Annotated in this window: 13 protein-coding genes; 4 read left to right on the top strand and 9 right to left on the bottom strand. The window is 64.0% G+C overall.

Going from position 1 to position 17,944, the window contains the following annotated elements; genetic code table 11:
* Nucleotides 1-6: 6 nt before the first annotated feature.
* The gene (locus FQ755_RS23930; protein WP_144157498.1) at nt 7-291 is read right to left on the bottom strand and encodes a hypothetical protein; all 285 of its coding nucleotides are present in this window, start codon (nt 289-291) and stop codon (nt 7-9) included.
* Between the two features lie 161 nt (nt 292-452).
* Here FQ755_RS23930 and FQ755_RS23925 point away from each other — a divergent pair, with 161 nt between their 5' ends.
* Nucleotides 453-1,361: an NAD(P)-dependent oxidoreductase gene (locus FQ755_RS23925; RefSeq protein WP_409937573.1), complete on the top strand. Its 909-nt coding sequence runs from the start codon at nt 453-455 to the stop codon at nt 1,359-1,361.
* A gap of 227 nt (nt 1,362-1,588) precedes the next feature.
* Here FQ755_RS23925 and FQ755_RS23920 read toward each other — a convergent pair whose 3' ends face one another.
* The 6 genes from FQ755_RS23920 to FQ755_RS23895 all read right to left on the bottom strand — a co-directional run bounded on the left by FQ755_RS23920 (nt 1,589) and on the right by FQ755_RS23895 (nt 8,189).
* The gene (locus FQ755_RS23920) at nt 1,589-2,413 is read right to left on the bottom strand and encodes an OmpW/AlkL family protein (protein ID WP_144157496.1); all 825 of its coding nucleotides are present in this window, start codon (nt 2,411-2,413) and stop codon (nt 1,589-1,591) included.
* A 151-nt stretch (nt 2,414-2,564) separates the two neighbouring features.
* Nucleotides 2,565-3,782: a DUF2957 domain-containing protein gene (locus FQ755_RS23915; protein WP_144157495.1), complete on the bottom strand. Its 1,218-nt coding sequence runs from the start codon at nt 3,780-3,782 to the stop codon at nt 2,565-2,567.
* Nucleotides 3,783-3,891: 109 nt separating this feature from the next.
* Nucleotides 3,892-5,292 carry a DUF2957 domain-containing protein gene (locus FQ755_RS23910; RefSeq protein WP_144157494.1) on the bottom strand — a complete coding sequence of 467 codons (1,401 nt, stop codon included), beginning with the start codon at nt 5,290-5,292 and terminating at the stop codon, nt 3,892-3,894.
* Nucleotides 5,293-5,781: 489 nt separating this feature from the next.
* Entirely contained in the window at nt 5,782-6,729 is a 948-nt protein-coding gene (argC, locus tag FQ755_RS23905; RefSeq protein WP_144157493.1) for an N-acetyl-gamma-glutamyl-phosphate reductase, read from the bottom strand.
* 225 nt (nt 6,730-6,954) lie between these two features.
* Entirely contained in the window at nt 6,955-7,524 is a 570-nt protein-coding gene (locus FQ755_RS23900) for a flavodoxin family protein (RefSeq protein WP_144157492.1), read from the bottom strand.
* Nucleotides 7,525-7,586: 62 nt separating this feature from the next.
* Nucleotides 7,587-8,189 (bottom strand): YbhB/YbcL family Raf kinase inhibitor-like protein, encoded by a 603-nt coding sequence (locus FQ755_RS23895; RefSeq protein ID WP_144157516.1) that lies wholly within the window; start codon nt 8,187-8,189, stop codon nt 7,587-7,589.
* Nucleotides 8,190-8,456: 267 nt separating this feature from the next.
* On the opposite strand from FQ755_RS23895, the gene FQ755_RS23890 reads away from it, so the two are divergent.
* A complete protein-coding gene (locus FQ755_RS23890) occupies nt 8,457-9,146 on the top strand; it encodes a response regulator (protein ID WP_144157491.1) in 690 nt (229 codons plus the stop codon).
* 97 nt (nt 9,147-9,243) lie between these two features.
* Here FQ755_RS23890 and FQ755_RS23885 read toward each other — a convergent pair whose 3' ends face one another.
* Nucleotides 9,244-9,930 carry an orotate phosphoribosyltransferase gene (locus tag FQ755_RS23885; protein WP_074262733.1) on the bottom strand — a complete coding sequence of 229 codons (687 nt, stop codon included), beginning with the start codon at nt 9,928-9,930 and terminating at the stop codon, nt 9,244-9,246.
* A 403-nt stretch (nt 9,931-10,333) separates the two neighbouring features.
* Here FQ755_RS23885 and FQ755_RS23880 point away from each other — a divergent pair, with 403 nt between their 5' ends.
* Together FQ755_RS23880 and FQ755_RS23875 are read left to right on the top strand one after the other, a co-directional pair.
* Nucleotides 10,334-11,599 carry an MFS transporter gene (locus FQ755_RS23880; protein ID WP_144157490.1) on the top strand — a complete coding sequence of 422 codons (1,266 nt, stop codon included), beginning with the start codon at nt 10,334-10,336 and terminating at the stop codon, nt 11,597-11,599.
* Between the two features lie 349 nt (nt 11,600-11,948).
* On the top strand, nt 11,949-14,231 hold the full coding sequence (locus FQ755_RS23875) for an NADP-dependent malic enzyme (RefSeq protein ID WP_144157489.1): 2,283 nt from the start codon (nt 11,949-11,951) through the stop codon (nt 14,229-14,231).
* A 91-nt stretch (nt 14,232-14,322) separates the two neighbouring features.
* Here the strand turns inward: FQ755_RS23875 and FQ755_RS23870 are convergent, their stop codons facing one another.
* On the bottom strand, nt 14,323-17,928 hold the full coding sequence (locus tag FQ755_RS23870) for an indolepyruvate ferredoxin oxidoreductase family protein (RefSeq protein ID WP_144157488.1): 3,606 nt from the start codon (nt 17,926-17,928) through the stop codon (nt 14,323-14,325).
* Nucleotides 17,929-17,944: the final 16 nt, after the last annotated feature.

Here is a 17,944-nt window from a genome sequence, read left to right as displayed (position 1 = left end):
GCGGCATCAGGCGTTCGCCGCGAGGCCGCGCTTGATGACTTCGGTCAGCAGGCCGGTCATGCCGTCAGGGTGATCTGCTGCCTTTTCCTTCAGTTCGTTGACGAGATCGGCGTTGAGCTTGCAGGCAAACGGCACCAGGCCTTGCGCCTGATCGAGCTTGCGTTGTTCGCGGCGATCCAGCACCGGCGCGGCCGCCGAGGCCTTGCCGAAGCGGTCGGCGGTCGCCAGCTTCATCGAATTGGTCAGTTTCAGGGCCTTGTTCTTTTCAAGGTCGGTTTTTTTCATCGCCATACGGAATTGCCTCTGCTTGATAGGTAATCCCGCATTGTACGCATCGCGCCGCCTAGTCAGCCAAGGGCGCCCTCCGGCGGCTCGAAACGCCACTTCACGCTGTGTTTCGAGCGGCGCGGCGCCGTGTCCCGTGTCGCCATGACTGCACATGTCACAGGGCTGTGCTTTACTGCCGGTTTCCTGAAAGAGTGGAGCAAGAGATGGACATCGGTTTTATCGGTCTTGGCGAGATGGGCGCGGCGATGGTGCAGAACCTCCTGAAAGCCGGCCATTCGGTGCGGGTCTGGAACCGCTCGCTGCAACGCGCCGAGGCGCTGGCCGCGGCGGGAGCCAAGGTGGTGGAATCGCCGGCCGAAGCCTTCGCTGGCGACGCCGTCTTGTCGATGCTCGCCGACGACGCGGCGCTGCGCGCGGTCATCGACGCCTCGTTGCTCGAGCACGCGGCGCGCGGGCTGATTCACGTCAACATGGCGACGATCTCCGTTGCGCTGGCCGAGGAACTGGCCCACGCGCACGCCTTGCGCGGACTGCATTACGTGGCGGCGCCGGTGCTCGGTCGCCCGGATGTCGCGGCGGCGGGCAAGCTGACCATCGTGGCCGGCGGCCCGGCTGAGGCGATCGACCGCGTGCAGCCGCTGTTCGACGCCATTGGGCAGAAGACATGGCGTATCGGTTCGCTGCCGCAACAGGCGAACGTGATGAAGCTCGCGGCCAATTTCATGATCGGCTCGGCGGTGGAGACCTTCGGCGAGGCGGCGAGCCTTGTGACGGCGCATGGCGTCGCGGCGCAGGATTTCCTCGATGTGGTCACGGCCGGCCTGTTCCCGGGTCCGGTCTATCAGGGTTACGGCAAGATGATTGCGGATCAGCGCTATGAACCGGCGCTGTTCAAGGCGCGGCTGGGTCTCAAGGACGTGCGCCTCGCGCTGGCCGCCGCCGACGCGGTCTCGGCGCCGATGCCGGTAGCGAGCGTCGTGCGCGATAGCCTGATCGAAGCGATTGCCCACGGCGACGGCGAGAAAGACTTCGCGGTGCTGGGGCAGGTGTCGGCGCGCCGCGCCGGGCGCTGAGCATCAGCGCGAGAAAATGCGCCGTCAATCGTAGTGTCGCGTAAACGCAACATTGAGGGTCAACCCTAATTTCGATGTTGCGTCGCACCAAACGGTTTGCTAGTATTTGTCTTGTCTCCTCCATGTCTCCTCTGATATGGATTCAGCCCGCCCATATAGGCGGGCTTTTTTTCGTCCTGCGTTTCCTTTCCTGAACGCCGTCGCGACGCACGCGGCGTGTCATTCCCTCAGAACCGGTACGACACGGCGAGGAACGAGATGATCGGATCGGCCTTCAGTTCCGCCTTGCTCACGGCCAGCTCCGTGCCGTCGGCGGCCTTGACGATCACCGAAGAGGTGGTCTTCAGCGGGATATACGTCACCGAAGCAAGCAGGCCCCAGTGATTCGTGATGTTGTACTCCGCGCCCGCATTGAACACCGGTTGCCACGACGACGACGCCTTCGCGGACACCTGCGTCTTGCCCGGCTTGCCCGCGCCCGCCGCCAGCACGGAGCCGAGATTGTTCTGCGTCGAGCTGACGAAGTTCGGATTCAGCTGGATGTCGGAGAACCAGTTGTACGACACGCCGAGGCCGACGAAGGGCCTGAATTTCGCATCCGGCTTGTTGAAGTAATACTGCAGGATCGCCGCCGGGCTCCACTGGCGCACGCTCTTGATGATCGGATTGCTCGACGGATCGCCGAGATTCTGGCTGCCGAGCGCGCCGGCCGGGCCGGGCGGCATGATCGTGCCGTGCCCGTAGACCTTGAATACCGGCGGCACACCTGCAACCGACGTAATCGCGATGTGGTCGGTCAGGAAGTGGCTGAACACGAGACCGACCGTGTCGGCGTTGTTGGTCGAGAGTCCCGTGCCGCCGGAGGTGAACGAGTTCGGCAGACGCAGCGGCGTGTTGATCGGCGTCGGCGCGACATGGGTGGTCAGCGCCGAACTCGAGTCTTGCGGTGCGACGTGGAACCAGCCGAGCACGGCCACATTGTCGCCTGCCTGCTGCGCGTGGACGCTGAGCGGCAGGTACGCGGCCAGCGCCGCGATAAGTATTCTTTTCATGACGTTCCTCCTGGGCGGGTGCTCCTGCTACGCGCGGCGGCGGGGTGTCGTCCCGCGTGGCCGTCGCGCTCCGGGCGGACCCCGGCCGCTGCAAGTGCTGCAGCCGGGGAGCGGGCGCCTCGTTACGTGGTGATCAGCTCAGGTGAGTCCATTACTGGACGAACGCGCCGATCGTGAAGTAGGGCGATGCCGGCGTCGTCAGATCGAGGTAGCCGAACACGCCGCCGGTGAAGATCATCTTTCCGGTCGGTGTGGTCCCCGTCGATGCGCCCACGTGAGTCGTCGTCACTTCACCAGGGATCGCCTCGGTGAAGTCGAGATTCAGCGCCGTCGCGAGCGACGCCTGCGACGCGTTGAACGGATCGAGCAGCGTGGCCTGCGTGCCCTCGAGCGCCGTCGTGCGGTAGTCGAACTGGCTATCGACGCCGATGTACTCGCCGTTCTGCGAGTTCACCGCGACCGTCGACTGCGGCGCGAGAATCGAGATGCCCGATTCGTCGTCCGCGAGCAGCGCCGTCGGATTGGCGACGCCGGTGCGCACCAGGATCGGCACGAGCTGGCCGCGCAACTGGCCGACGATCATGAAGCCCTTCGCGGCCGGCGTGGTGGCGAGCGTCGCCTTGGCCTGTCCCTGGAAGTTGTCGGTTTCGAACGCGCCGCTGCCGTCGGCCGACTGCACGAGGTTGGTCCCCGGCTGCTGGCACTTGCCGGCGTTAATGCCGCTGTTGTCGCACTCGGTCCAGGTGCCGTCGGCGTTGATGGTGATCTTCGCGTCCACCGAAACCGGCAGGAAGTTCTGCGACGGTATCTGGTGATAGCCGAGCTGGTTATAGGTGCCCGCGAGGCTGGCAATGTTCGTTTCAATCGACGAGAAGCCGATGAACGGGTAGTACGGGAACGTCGTATCAGGCACGGCGCCCACGCCGAGCACGCCGCCGAACTGGATCTGCGCGCCGGGGATCGTGCCGCCCGCCACGCCTTCGCCGATAAAGACGCGCGCCGGCCGGCTCGGGTCGAGGCTCGCGCCGTTCAACCGGTACGCGCACTGATTGAGCTTGGCGGTCGGCAGTTCGGTCTCCTGAGTGATCGTGCCGCTGACGGTGGTGCCCGCGCGCGTCGGTGTCACCGTGCCGGTGGTGGCCGGAACCGGCGATTCGACATAGGTGATCTGCCAGGTCATTTTGGTGGTATCGAGTTGCAGCTTGGCGAGTTCGCCGTCGCCGCCGCCGCCCGTGTAGACCGTGCTGTAGTCAAGCGTCGTGGGACACAATGCCGTCGGCGGCGGGGCCGGCGGCGTGTTGCCGCCGCCACCGCATGCCGTCACCAGCGGCGCTGTCAAAACCAGTGCCGCAACGAATTTCCAATTCATACCGCCCCCTCCAGAATGTTCTCGTTTTCGATGGCCGGTTTCCCGCCGGCCATCCCTCGCTTTCGCTGTTGCCACTTTCCGATTCCGTCGCGATTCCGCTTCGAGCCGCTTACTTGCTGACCTGGGCGCCCACGCCGAAGTACGGGCTTTGCGCCGTCCCTGTGATGGCTGAAGTCGAGGCCACGCCGCTGTTTTCCTCACCCTGAATGAGGATCGCGTACAGGCCGCCCGTGGCGATCGCGAAGCCGGTAGCGGTGCCGCCGCTAGTCGTCTGGGCGGTGACGCCCACGAGGCCCGGCGTCGCCGTGAGACCGTAGGTCAGGCTGAAGCCGTCCTCGGCGCTCGAGGTTTGCGGATTGACGAACGTGCCGGTCCCGCCGTTGATCAGCGTGGCGGTGTAGTTGAAGTTCGAATCCGCGCCGACATAGCCGCCGTCGAAGCCGCCCGAGGCGAGCGCGGTGGCTTGCGCGAGCACGGCGATGCCGGATTCGTCGTCCACCTGCAGCGCGCCGATATCGACGTTGCCGGTGCGCACGACGATCGGGATGGTCGCGCCGTTCAACTGGCCGAGGATCATGTGCGCCACGCCCGATTTGCCGGTGGGCAAGGTCGGAGTAATGATCTGCGGCGGCGAGGTGCTGTCGAAATAGCCGTTGGCGTTGAGCGTGTACGGATTGCCCGTGGTCAGACAGCCGCCGCTGCTCGCCGAGAAGCCTGCGGTGCTTTGCGAGGACGTGCAGGCGCCGGTCGAGTCGAAGGTCTCGTAGGTGTTGGTGCCGGCCGTTGCATAGTTGCCCGAATTACCCGAAGGCGTCAGGTGGTAGAGCAGGCCGTTGTAAGTGCCGGGCAGTTTGCTGATGTCCGTGGTCGTGCTGGCGAAGCCGAGGAACGGGTAGAAGTCGAAGTGACGGTTATCCACCTTACCGATGCCGGTGCCGAGGCCAAGGATGGACACGCCACTGAACTGGATCGTCGCACCCGGAATGCCGCCGCCCGCGACGCCCTGGCCCACGAAGATGGTCGGCGGATTGGCGGAGTTGAAGTCGGCCGTGGTGCTGTAGGTGCCGTTAGGTCCGGAGCCGGTGCCGGGTGTCAGCACGAAGGCGCAGCGCGTTTGCTCGGCGGTCGGCAAAGTGCCCGCGGGCGGGTGCACGACCGCGCCCGTGATCTGCACGCCCGCGCGGCTCGGGCTCACCGTTCCTGTCGCAAGCGGAACCGGGGATTCGAGCCACGACAGCGTGTACGTCATCGCCGTGGCGTTGATGTTCAGGCTCACCACTTCGCCGCTGCCGGCGCCGCCCAGATAGGTGCTATTGCCGATGTCCGCCGTCGCCGGACAGAGCGAGGCCACCGTGCCCTGAGGCGGTGGACCTTCACCGGTGCAACTCGATCCCGAACATTGCGGCGCGCTGATCGGACCTGGATTGCTGGCATCGCCGCCGCCGCAGGCGATTAACAAAGGCGTCGCGATAAGGGCCAATGCGAGGCCCTTGTTTATGGCATCCCACATGCTGCTGTCTCCCTTTCGTGTAATTGTGCGAAGTAATTTCGCTGTACGCTTCAGGACTGTCAATTGATAGAACCGTCTAAAAAGAGCGATTCAAACAGCCGCAGAAACGCACGACTCTTGCCGCTGCGAGTTTCGCGAGTCTTTTAAACAAAAAACGATTTTTGGGCGCTGGGAGCGGTAGCGTTGCTTCGCCGCACACGCTTGCCAGTCAAGCCTTGGAGCAAAATGGCTCTATCATCTTGGAGCGACCGTTCGCTAAAGAATCGGGTGTTTCCCCAGGCGGAAATCTGTGCATGCCGCACCCCCGGCGCTGCACGATTTACCGATTTATGAATAACGGCGAGCGCGGGTTTAAAAGTAATCGGGATTAATACTAATTAGGTATGCGGAATGAAATTTTTGAATCGGGTATTTGAAACGAAAAAAAGCCGGTTTATGAAACTGGCTTTTTGTCTGGGTGGCGGCGCAACGCTGCCGGACGCAAGGAGTTTAGCGTTTTAATCCGCTTTCTTCGTCGGCGCCGATGGCGAGATTCATGCACTGAATGGCCGCGCCCGATGCGCCCTTGCCGAGATTGTCGAGACGCGCGACGGTGACGAAACGCTCTTCGTTGCCGAACACGAACAGGTCGACACGGTTGGTGTCGTTGTTCGCCTGGACGTCGAAGAAGCCGCCGTCGAGATTGGCCTCGGCGTCGAACGGCGCGACACGCACGAAGGCTTCGCCGGCGTAGTACTCGGAGAACAGCGCGAGCACGTCTTGCGGCGTGGCCTTCTTTGCGAGTTGGCTCGGCGAGAAGTACGTGGTGACGGCCAGACCCTTGTAGAAGTCGCCGACGATCGGCGTGAACAGCGGCGCTGACCGCAAGCCAGTGTGCGCCGCCATCTCGGGCAAATGCTTGTGCGTGAGACCGAGCGCGTAGGGACGCGGACTCTTCAGCCGCTCGTTGCCGCCGGCTTCGTAGTCGGCAATCATTTTCTTGCCGCCGCCGCTGTAGCCGGTGATGGAATAGCTGTGCGCGGCGAACTCCGGCGTCACCACGCCGGCTTCGACGAGCGGACGCATGGCCAGCACGAACGCCGATGCGTGGCAGCCCGGTACGGCGATGCGCTTCGCGGTGCGCAGACGTTCGCGCTGCGAGCGGGCCAGTTCCGGCAGGCCATACGCCCAGTCGGCGCTGGTGCGAAACGCGGTGCTCGCGTCGATCAGCACGGTGTGGTCGTTGGCGACGAGCGAGGCCGACTCGCGCGAGGCGACATCCGGCAGGCACAGGAACGTCACGTCCGACGCATTGATGAGACGACGACGCTCCTCGATGTCCTTACGCTTCGCCTCTTCGATACGCAGGATCTCTACGTCGGCGCGTTGCGACAGGTATTCGAAAATCTTCAGGCCGGTCGTACCTTCCTGTCCGTCGACAAATACTTTCGTGCTCATCTCAATCTCACTGGCTACGGGATTACGGAGGCGCCAGAGTGCGCCGGAACGTCATTTTAAGACCGGATGGCGGCACGCGTGCGCAAACATCGTCGAAAAACGACGTTGCGCCGCGTAAATGACATTGAGATGACGGTTTTATGCGGCAGAAGCCATCCGTTGACGGCGGGTTGCGGCGGCTTGGCCGCGGGTCGCTGGCGGCTTGGTGCCGCCAGAGGCCGGTTTTCAGCGTCCGGCGGTCCAGCGTGCCGTCACCGCCGCAATGCGCGCGCCGAACAGCTTCGCCGTTTCCAGATCGCCGGGCGGCGGCGCTTCATCCGGCGTGGCGTCCGCCGGCGATTGCGTGAGCAGGCCGGTGAAGCCGCCCACATAGTTCAGGTCGTTGCGCGTCGCCGCCTTGGTGTTGGACGGCATCATGCCGACGCCCGCCCAGATCATGCTGTGCTGCATGGCCAACGTCACCATGTACTGGATGGTGGAGAACTTGTCGCCGTTCATCGTCGCGGAATTGGTGAAACCGGCCGCGATCTTGTCCCTCCATTTCTGGCCGAACCACGGCTTCGAGCTCGCGTCCGCGAATTTCTTGAAGTCCGCGGAAGGACCGCCCATGTAGGTCGGCGCGCCGAAGACGATGGCGTCGGCGGCGTCGAGCTCGGCCCAGCCGGCATCGTCCAGCTCGCCCACGGCGATCAGTTGCGCCTGCGCGCCGGCTTCGAGCATGCCGGCGAGCACGGCTTCCGCTGCCTTCTTCGTATGGCCGTAGCCGCTGTGATACACGATGACGATCTTCGACATGACATCCTCCATGAGGGTTTGAGCACAGACGTGAGACGGGCGGCGGCGCCGCCAGGTGAACCCTAGCGCGCGTAGGTGACAACCATCCGCGCGCTGCCGAGCGTTGCGGTGCCGATTTCATGATCGAACATCAACGCGGGCCGCCCCTGGCCGAGCCGAAGATCGGTCGTGCCGAGGGCATACACGGTGACGACGTAGCGATGCGGTTTGCCGGCCGGCGGGCATGGGCCGCCATAGCCGTCGATGTCGAAGTCGTTGCGCGCCTCGACCGCGCCGATCTTCTTCAGATAACCCGAGGCGCTGGCATTTTCCGGCAAGTGGTCGACGCTCGCGGGGATCTGCGCCACCGCCCAGTGCCACCAGCCAGGGCCGGGCGCATCGGGATCGAAGATGGTGACGGCGAAACTGCGCGTGCCTTGCGGCGCGTCATGCCACGACAATTGCGGCGAGCGGTTGACGCCCTTGCAATCGTCCTGATCGAAGACCTGGGCGGCGTTGACGGGACCGCCGTCATGAAAGCTCGTGCTCGTCAGCGCGAAAGGGCCTTCGGCGAGTGCTCGCGGCCCGTGCGCGGCGACGAGCGCGAGGCTGAGCAGCGCCCAGGCGAGAGACGGTGTTCGGGAACGGGGTGAAGCAAGCGGAACGACCAGGCAACGCGAGCGCATGTGCCGATTCTCCAGTGTCATGAACGTTCATCCTCACGTTCATTATTGTCCCTAATTTGTGTCCCGAGGTCGAATCAAGTCTATCATTGGCTCCCCTCAGGCTCGCTCTGACGGGCCGAGGCGGTGTGAAATCAGCTATAGTCGGATGAGTTGCGCGCGTGGGCCGGGTCGCGTGCAAGTTCACAAATTTAAAACCTGGGGCCTAGAATTCAAGAATGATGCATGGCTGAAGTTTCGGAGAGCGTGTTATCAGGCAAAGGGAGAGCAATGCCAGGTCCAGTCAGGGTCGTCGTGGCCGATGATCATCCGGTGATACTGTTCGGCGCAGAGCATGCGCTGTTGAAGTTTCCCGGCATTCAGGTGGTCGCGCGCGCACGCCAGTCAACGGAGCTTATCAAGGTGTTGCAGACGGTCCCCTGCGACGTTTTGGTCACCGACCTCGCGATGCCGGGCGGCCAATATGGCGATGGTTTGCCATTGATCGGCTACCTGCGTCGTAATTTCCCCACTCTGCCGATCGTCGTATTGACGATGCTGGAGAATGCTGCATTGCTCAAGCGTCTGAGCGAGCTTGGCGTCATATCTGTCGTCAACAAATCGGACGACCTGAGCCATATCGGTCTCGCGGTTCAACACGTGAGCCGCAATCTCGAATACATGAGCCCGTCGGTCAAGGCCGCGCTCGACACGCTGCGTATGAACGCGGGCGGCAAGAGCGACGAGGTCATGCTGTCCAAGCGCGAACTGGAAGTAGTGAGGCTCTTCGTGTCGGGCATGACCATCAAGGAAATCGCAGAACAGTTGAACCGCAGCATCAAGACCATCAGCACACAGAAGAACACGGCAATGCGCAAGCTCGGGATCGAGCGCGATTCCGAACTGTTTCAGTACGCGCAAAGCAATGGCCTATTGAATCTGTCTTCGTATTCGGCAGAGGAGCCGGGCGAGTTGCCCTGACGTTGAGGCTGACATTGCCGGAGTAACTGCCGAATACAAAAAGGGCTGCCTGTCGTGAAGACAGGCAGCCCTTTTTAACGACTTTTCAGCCTGAGGCTTACTGCGGCGATGCCGTCGCGCCGCCGTGCGCCGCCGACCATTCGGCCGGTGCGTGCAGGAATTTTTCGACTTCGTCGAGCGTCTTGGTGTCGAAGTAGCCCTTTTCCTTGGCGATGCGCAGCACGTCCCACCAGGTGGCGAGCGCGTGCAGATCCACGTCGATGTCTTTCAGCACCGACACGCTTTCCTTGAAGATGTTGTAGTGGAACAGCACGAAGCAGTGGTTCACCGTCGCGCCGGCGGTGCGCAGCGCGTTGATGAAGTTGATCTTGCTGCGGCTGTCGGTGGTCAGGTCTTCCACCAGCAGCACGCGTTGGCCTTCCGTCAACAGACCTTCGATCTGCGCGTTGCGGCCGAAACCCTTCGGCTTCTTGCGCACGTACTGCATCGGCACCATCAGGCGGTCGGACAGCCACGCCGCGAAGGGTATGCCGGCGGTCTCACCGCCGGCAACCGCGTCGATCTGCTCGTAGCCGACGTCGCGCAGGATGGTGGCCTCGGCCATTTCCATCAGGCCGCGACGCACGCGCGGATACGAGATCAGCTTGCGGCAGTCGATATACACCGGGCTCGCCCAGCCGGACGTGAAGATGTACGGTTTTTCCGCGTTGAAGTGAACTGCTTGCACTTCCAGCAGCATCTTGGCGGTCGTGTCGGAGATCGTCTGGCGATCGAAGCCTGTCATGGGCGGATCCTTGGATGAGAGCGGGGAGGGCGCGGGCGCGGAGGCCCGGTGGCGCAGCAAGCGGGATGTTCCGCGCCCGATGGGCGGAACACGCGGCCGGTCAGTGGAGTACAGGCCGGTTTTGCTACGCGCGTAGGCCGACATTTTACCCGATTCGGACCTTTCCGAGGAGGCTGTCGTGCGTGGAACCCGTAACGACGGCTAAAGCGGCGGTGAAGGGGATGCCGCCGGCCCTCCGGTTCCGGGCCTCCGACTGACACGGCGACAGAGGCCGCCGCCGCGCAAGCCTTTTTGGCTGGCTTGTGGCGCGGGCGGGCGCCGATTACACTCACGCGAATTTTCAGGGCCGGGCGGCCCCGGCGCCGATCTCCTCAGCGTGGCCGCGCCCTACGGGATGCTTTCGATGACTGTCGCCTCTACTTCCCCATCCTCCCGCGCGAGCGCGCAGCGTGGCTATGCCGGCCGCGCCCTGCTGGCGGCGGTGCTCGGCTACGCGATGGACGGCTTCGATCTGCTGATCCTCGGCTTCATGCTGCCGGTGATCGCCGCCGACCTGCACCTGTCGTCCGCGCAGGCCGGCTCGCTGGTGACGTGGACGCTGATCGGCGCGGTGGCGGGCGGTATCGTCTTCGGCGTGTTGAGCGACTATTTCGGCCGGGTGCGGATGCTCACCTGGACGATCCTCGTCTTCGCGGTGTTCACCGGCCTGTGCGCGCTGGCGCAGGGCTATCCGGATCTGCTGGCTTACCGGACCGTCGCTGGCCTTGGACTGGGTGGGGAATTCGGCATTGGCATGACGCTCGTCGCCGAGGCCTGGCCGGCCGCGCAGCGGGCGCGCGTGTCGTCGTATGTGGGGCTCGGCTGGCAAGCGGGTGTTCTGGCCGCCGCGCTGTTGACGCCGCTGCTGCTGCCGGTGATCGGCTGGCGCGGCATGTTCGCGCTGGGGCTGGTGCCGGCGGTGGTGTCGTTCGTGGTGCGGCGGCGTGTCGAAGAACCGGCGCTGTTCGTCGAACGGGCGGAGCATGCGCGACACGCGCGGCACGCGGGACAACAAGACGCCGCACGCACCTCGCCGCTCAAACGCCTCATTGCGGATGCGCGCACCACGCGCTCGAGCATCGGCGTGGCGATTCTCTGCTCGGTGCAAAACTTCGGCTACTACGGCCTGATGATCTGGCTGCCCAGCTACCTGTCCAAGACCTTCGGCTATTCGCTGACCAGATCCGGTTTGTGGACTTCGGTGACCGTGCTGGGCATGGCGCTCGGCATCTGGCTCTTCGGCGTCGCGGCCGATCGTTTCGGCCGCAAGCCGACCTTCCTGTTCTATCAGATCGGCGCGGTGGTGATGGTGTTCGTCTACGCCCATCTGACGACGCCGTTCGCGCTCCTGATCGGCGGCGCGGTGATGGGCGTGTTCGTCAACGGCATGATCGGCGGATACGGCGCGCTGATTTCCGAGTTGTATCCCACCGAGGCGCGCGCCACCGCGCAAAACGTCCTGTTCAACATCGGCCGTGCAGTGGGCGGTTTCGGGCCGGTCGCGGTCGGCGCGCTGGCGGCGCGCTATTCGTTCGGCGCGGCGCTCGCGTTGCTTGCGTCCATCTATCTGCTCGACATCGTAGCCACGTTGTTTCTGATCCCCGAACGTCGCGGCGCCGCACTCGACTGAGTGATTCGCCGTCCGGTTTTATCGACCGCGGGCGCGAAGCAAAAATACTACGAATAAGCCCCGTCGCATGACGCGCCGCAGCACCCCGGCGACGCCCGCTTGCGCGCGATCAACCCATTGTTTCGCCGACGGTTCGCGGCGCCGAAGGGCACGCGTAACGGCCCATGCGGGGTGTACACTAAGTCCCCCCGTAAAAGCTCTGCATCGTCTTGCCAACCGCTCAGGTTCGACGCTGCGCCTAACCGGCGCGGGCGAAAACCGCTGCAGTCGATGACCCATTCGATCCATGCGAGCGAGGCACACGGCGAGCCGGGCCGGGCCCGATCACTCACGTCTCGCAGGCCAAAAAATGGACGAACAACTGAAGCAAAGCGCTCTCGCGTATCACCAGAATCCGAAGCCCGGCAAGATCTCGGTCACGCCGACCAAACCGCTGTCGAACCAGCTTGATTTGTCGCTCGCCTACTCGCCGGGCGTCGCCGCCGCCTGCATGGCGATCTACGACGAACCGCTCGACGCGCAGAAATACACCTCGCGCGGCAACCTCGTCGGCGTGGTCACCAACGGCACGGCGGTGCTCGGTCTCGGCAACATCGGGCCGCTCGCCGCCAAACCGGTGATGGAAGGCAAGGGGTGTCTGTTCAAGAAGTTCGCCGGCATCGACGTGTTCGACATCGAACTCGCCGGGACCGATCCGGACAAGCTGGTGGAAGCCATCGCGATGCTCGAACCCACGCTCGGCGGCATCAATCTCGAAGACATCAAGGCGCCGGAATGCTTCTACATTGAGAAGAAGCTGCGCGAGCGCATGAAAATTCCGGTCTTCCACGATGATCAGCACGGCACCGCGATCATCGCCTCGGCGGCGATTCTCAACGGCCTGAAGGTGGTCGGCAAAAAGCTCGAAGAAGTGAAGCTCGTCTGCTCGGGCGCGGGCGCGGCGGCGATTGCCTGTCTGGATCTGCTGGTGCACCTGGGGTTGTCGAAGAAGAATGTGCTCGTCACCGATTCGAAGGGCGTCATCTACGAAGGCCGTGGCAATCTCGATCCGTCGAAGCAACGTTACGCGGCGAATACCGATGCGCGCAGCCTGGGCGACGCGATTCGTGGCGCCGATGTGTTCCTCGGCTGTTCCAGCGCCGGCGTGCTGAAGGCGGAGATGGTGGCGGAAATGGGCACGCAGCCGCTGATTCTGGCTCTGGCCAATCCGGAGCCGGAGATCCGCCCGGAAGAAGCCAGGCGTGTGCGTCCGGACGCGATTATCGCGACGGGCCGTTCGGACTATCCGAACCAGGTCAACAACGTGCTGTGCTTCCCGTTCATCTTCCGTGGCGCGCTCGACGTGGGCGCGACCACCATCACGGAAGAGATGAATCTCGCGTGCGTGCGCGCCATCGCGGAACTGGCCGAGGAAACCGATCAGGGCGACGAGGTGGCGAAGGCCTACGAAGGCCACACGCTCGAATTCGGCCCGGAATATCTGATTCCGAAGCCGTTCGATCCGCGCCTGATCATCAAGATCGCGCCGGCCGTCGCGCAGGCCGCGATGGATTCGGGCGTGGCGACCCGTCCGATCAAGGACATGGACGCCTATCGCGAAGAGCTCGGCACCACGGTCTACCGCACCGGCATGGTGATGCGGCCGGTGTTCGCTGCGGCGAAATCGGCGCCGGCGCGCATCGTGTTTGCCGAAGGTGAAGACGAGCGTGTGCTGCGCGCCGCGCAATTCGTGCTGCTGGAGAAGATCGCGAGGCCGATTCTCGTCGGCCGGCCGTCTGTCATCGAGATGCGTCTGAAGAAGATGGGCTCGAAGCTGAAATGCGGCGAAGACTTCGAGATCGTCAATCCGGAAGACGATCCGCGCTATCAGAAGTGCTGGCAGGAATACCACGAGATCGGCGCGCGCGAAGGCGTCACGCCGGAAGTCGCGAAGGCGGCGCTGCGCAAGTTCAACACGCTGATCGGCGCGATCCTCGTGCGGCTGGGCGACGCGGATGGCATGATCTGCGGCATGATCGACACCTATCAGAGCCATCTGAAGTTCGTCGACCAGGTGCTCGGCAAGGCGGAAAACGTGCAGAACCTGGCGGCGATGAATCTGCTGATGCTGCCGGGCCGCAACCTGTTCATCTGCGACACGTATGTCAACGAGGTGCCGAGCGCCGTGCAACTCGCCGACATGACGGTGCTGGCCGCCCAGGAGATCGAGAAGTTCGGCATTACGCCGAAGGTCGCGCTGCTATCGAACTCGAACTTCGGCAGCGTGCCGTCGGCTTCGTCGCAACGCATGGCGCAGGCGCGTGCGTTGATCGTGCAGCGCGCGCCCGACCTCGAAATCGACGGCGAGATGCATGGCGATGCCGCGCTCTCGGAGATGGTCCGCAAGGCGGCTTTCCCCGGCACGAAGCTGACGGGCGAGGCGAATCTGCTGATCATGCCCAACGTGGAAGCCGCGAATATCACGTACAACCTGCTGAAGATGATCGGCGGCGAAGGCGTGACGGTAGGGCCGTTCCTGCTCGGTTCGGAAAAGCCGGTGCATATCCTGACGCCGGCGGCGACCGTGCGCCGCATCATCAACATGACGGCGGTGGCTTCGGCCAATGCGCGGGTGAAGGCTCGAGCGGAGTAAGCGCCGCGCGCAAAAAAGGCGGCTGTCCTTCTGGGCAGCCGCCTTTTCTATATGCGGAAGACGCCTCGCGAGGTCTTCCGCCGCCTCTCACTCAGGCCGCGTGTTGCGCCTCGCTGCCTTCCGGCGAGCGCCAGCGAGCCAGCAAGCCTTGCCACTTCACGCGCACGCCCTTCAGATTATTTTCCTTGACGTGCCCATAGCCGCGGATGCCGTCGGGCAAGTTCGCCAGTTCGAGCGCCAGCGCGTGGTTTTGCGCATTCAACCCGCCGATCAGCTCGCGCACCAGCGCCTCGTATTCGCCGATCAGCGCCCGTTCGGTGCGACGTTCTTCCGTCTTGCCGAACACGTCGAACGCGGTGCCGCGCAGGAACTTGAGCTTCGCCAGCACGCGCATGGCGCTGAGGATCCACGGTCCGTACTTCTTCTTGATCAGGTGACCGTGCGCGTCCTTCTTCGAGAAAGCCGGCGGCGCGAGATGGAGATTGACCTTCCAGTCGCCTTCGAAACTCGCCTTCAGCTTTTCGATGAATGCGGGATCGGCGTACAGGCGCGCCACCTCGTACTCGTCCTTGTAGGCCATCAGCTTGTGCAGGTTCTTCGCCACGGCTTCGGTCAACGGTAACTGGGCTTCGCCCGTGTCGAGCGCCGCTTCGGCAACCCGCACCTGCGCCACGAGTTCGCGGTAGCGGGCCGCATAGGCGTCGTTCTGCCACGCGCTGAGGTAGGCGGCGCGCTTGTCGATCAGCGTGTCGAGCGCCTTCGGCGTGTGCAGCGCGATGATCTTGCTGGTGGCGGTTTCGGCGGCCGAGGCGCCGCTGCGTCCCTGCGATTGCGCGAGCTTGCGCACCGACGCCAGATCATGCGCGGCGCGGCGGCCCCATTCGAAGGCCGCACGATTCTTCTCGACCTGTACCGCGTTCAGTTCGATGGCCCGCATCAGCGATTCGTACATCAGCGGCACCCAGCCCTTTTGCCACGCGTAGCCGAGCACGAACGGGTTCGTATAGATGGCGTCGCCGAGCAGCGCCACGGCGAAATGATTGGCGTCGATCGCGTCGACACCGGTATCGCCTGCGCCCAGCCGCACGTCCGATTCCGCGTCGGCGCCGGGGAATTGCCAGTTCGGGTTCTTGATGAAGGCGGCAGTCGGCGTATGCGCGCTGTTCAGCACGACGCGCGTGCGTCCGACCTGCATGCGCGAGACGCACTCGTCGCTGGCCGTGACGATGGCGTCGCAGCCGATCACGAGACTCGCCTCGCCCATGGCGATGCGGGTGGCGTGGATGTCGGCGGGCTGCTTCGCGATCTGCACGTGGCTCATTACCGCGCCGCCCTTCTGCGCGAGGCCGGTCACGTCCAGCACCGTCACGCCCTTGCTTTCCAGATGAGCGGCCATGCCGAGCAGCGCGCCGATCGTCACGACGCCCGTGCCGCCCACGCCGGTGACCAGCACGCCATACGGCCGCTCGATCGACGGCAGTTCCGGCGAAGGCACCGGCGGCAGCGCCTCGCTGCTCGCACCGGAGGACGCCTTGGGCTTCTTCAGTTGTCCGCCTTCAACCGAGACGAAACTCGGGCAGAAGCCGTTCACGCACGAAAAGTCCTTGTTGCAGGTGGACTGATTGATCTGGCGCTTGGTGCCGTACTCGGTATCCAGCGGTTCGACCGAAAGGCAATTGGACTTCACCGAGCAATCGCCGCAACCTTCGCAGACGGCTTCGTTGATCACCACGCGGCGCGCCGGGTCCGGATAGGTGCCGCGTTTGCGGCGACGGCGTTTTTCGGTGGCGCAGGTCTGGTCGTAGATCAGGATCGAAGTGCCGTTGATCTCACGCAGCACGCGCTGCACTTCGTCCAGCTGATCGCGGTGATGAATCGTGATGCCGGGCGCGAGGCCGACGTTGGCGTGGTACTTGTCCGGCTCGTCGGTGACGATGACGATTTTTGCCGCGCCTTCGGCGGCGAGCTGATGGGTGATCTGCGGCACGGTCAGCACGCCGTCGACCGGCTGGCCGCCCGTCATCGCGACCGCGTCGTTATAGAGAATCTTGTAGGTGATGTTGGCTTTCGAGGCGATCGCCGCCCGAATTGCCAGCAGTCCCGAGTGGAAATAGGTGCCGTCGCCGAGGTTGGCGAACACGTGCTTGTCGTTGGTGAACGGCGCCTGGCCGATCCATGCGACGCCTTCGCCGCCCATCTGGCTGAAGGTGCTGGTGCTGCGGTCCATCCACACGGTCATGTAGTGGCAGCCGATGCCGGCCATCGCCCGCGAGCCTTCCGGCACGTTGGTCGACGTGTTGTGCGGGCAGCCCGAGCAAAACCACGGCTTGCGTTCGACTTCCACGCGCGGCCGGGCCAGCGCTTTTTCCTTTGCTTCGATCACGGCGATCCGCGAGGCGATGCGCGCGCGCACGTCCGATGGCAGGTCGAACTTGTCGAGACGCGTGGCGATGGCCTTGGCGATGATCGCCGGCGACAACTCGTAATGCGCCGGCAGCAGCCAATTGCCCATCGGCACCGACCATTCGCCACCCGCGCCGTCTTTTTCGTCGAACTTGCCGAACACGCGCGGACGTTGCGCGTCCGGCCAGTTGTACAGTTCTTCCTTGATGGCGTATTCGAGAATCTGCCGTTTTTCCTCGACCACCAGAATTTCTTCGAGGCCGCGCGCAAAGGCATGCGCGCCTTGCGCTTCGAGCGGCCACACGCAGCCCACCTTGTAGAGGCGAATGCCGATGCGCGAGCAGGTTTCGTCGTCGAGGCCGAGATCGGTCAGCGCCTGGCGCACGTCGAGATAGGCCTTGCCGGCCGTCATGATGCCGAAGCGCGCGTGCGGCGCATCGATCTCGACGCGGTCCAGCTTGTTGGCGCGCACATAGGCGAGCGCGGCGTACCACTTGTAATCGAGCAGACGCGCTTCCTGAACCAGCGGCGGATCGGGCCAGCGGATATTCAGGCCGCCATCGGGCATGGCGAAATCGTCCGGCAGAATGATTTGCGTGCGATGCGGATCGATATCCACCGAGGCCGACGATTCCACCACGTCGGTCACGCATTTCATCGCCACCCACAGGCCGGAATAGCGGCTCATGGCCCAGCCGTGCAGGCCGAAATCGAGATATTCCTGCACGTTCGACGGGAACAGCACCGGCAGGCCACAGGCCTTGAACATGTGCTCGGACTGGTGCGCGAGGGTCGACGACTTGGCGGCGTGGTCATCGCCGGCCAGCACGAGGACGCCGCCATGCTGCGACGAACCGGCGGAATTGCCGTGCTTGAAGACGTCGCCGGAGCGGTCGACGCCCGGACCCTTGCCGTACCACATCGAGAACACGCCATCGAATTTGGCGTTCGGATACAGATTGACCTGCTGCGAGCCCCACACGGCGGTGGCGGCGAGGTCTTCGTTGACGCCCGGCTGGAACACGACCTGGCGTGCGGCGAGATGCTGCTTCGCCTTCCACAGCGACTGGTCGAGTCCGCCAAGCGGGGAGCCGCGATAGCCGGAAATGAAACCGGCGGTGTTCAGCCCTGCGGCTTTGTCACGTTCCTGCTGCAGCATCGGCAGACGGACGAGCGCCTGAATTCCGCTCATGTACGCGCGGCCGCGTTCGAGCGTGTACTTGTCGTCGAGCGTGACGGAATTTAGCGCGGCTTCGAGCGAGGCTCGCTGACCAGCGTCTAGCGGGGCATTCATTATGTGTACTCCTCCA

Origin of the sequence: Paraburkholderia sp. BCC1885, assembly GCF_900996235.1 — a bacterium.
Classification (GTDB): Bacteria; Pseudomonadota; Gammaproteobacteria; order Burkholderiales; family Burkholderiaceae; genus Paraburkholderia.
Note: the sequence above shows the minus strand (reverse complement) of the source record. Positions and strands in the feature narration are given on the sequence as shown.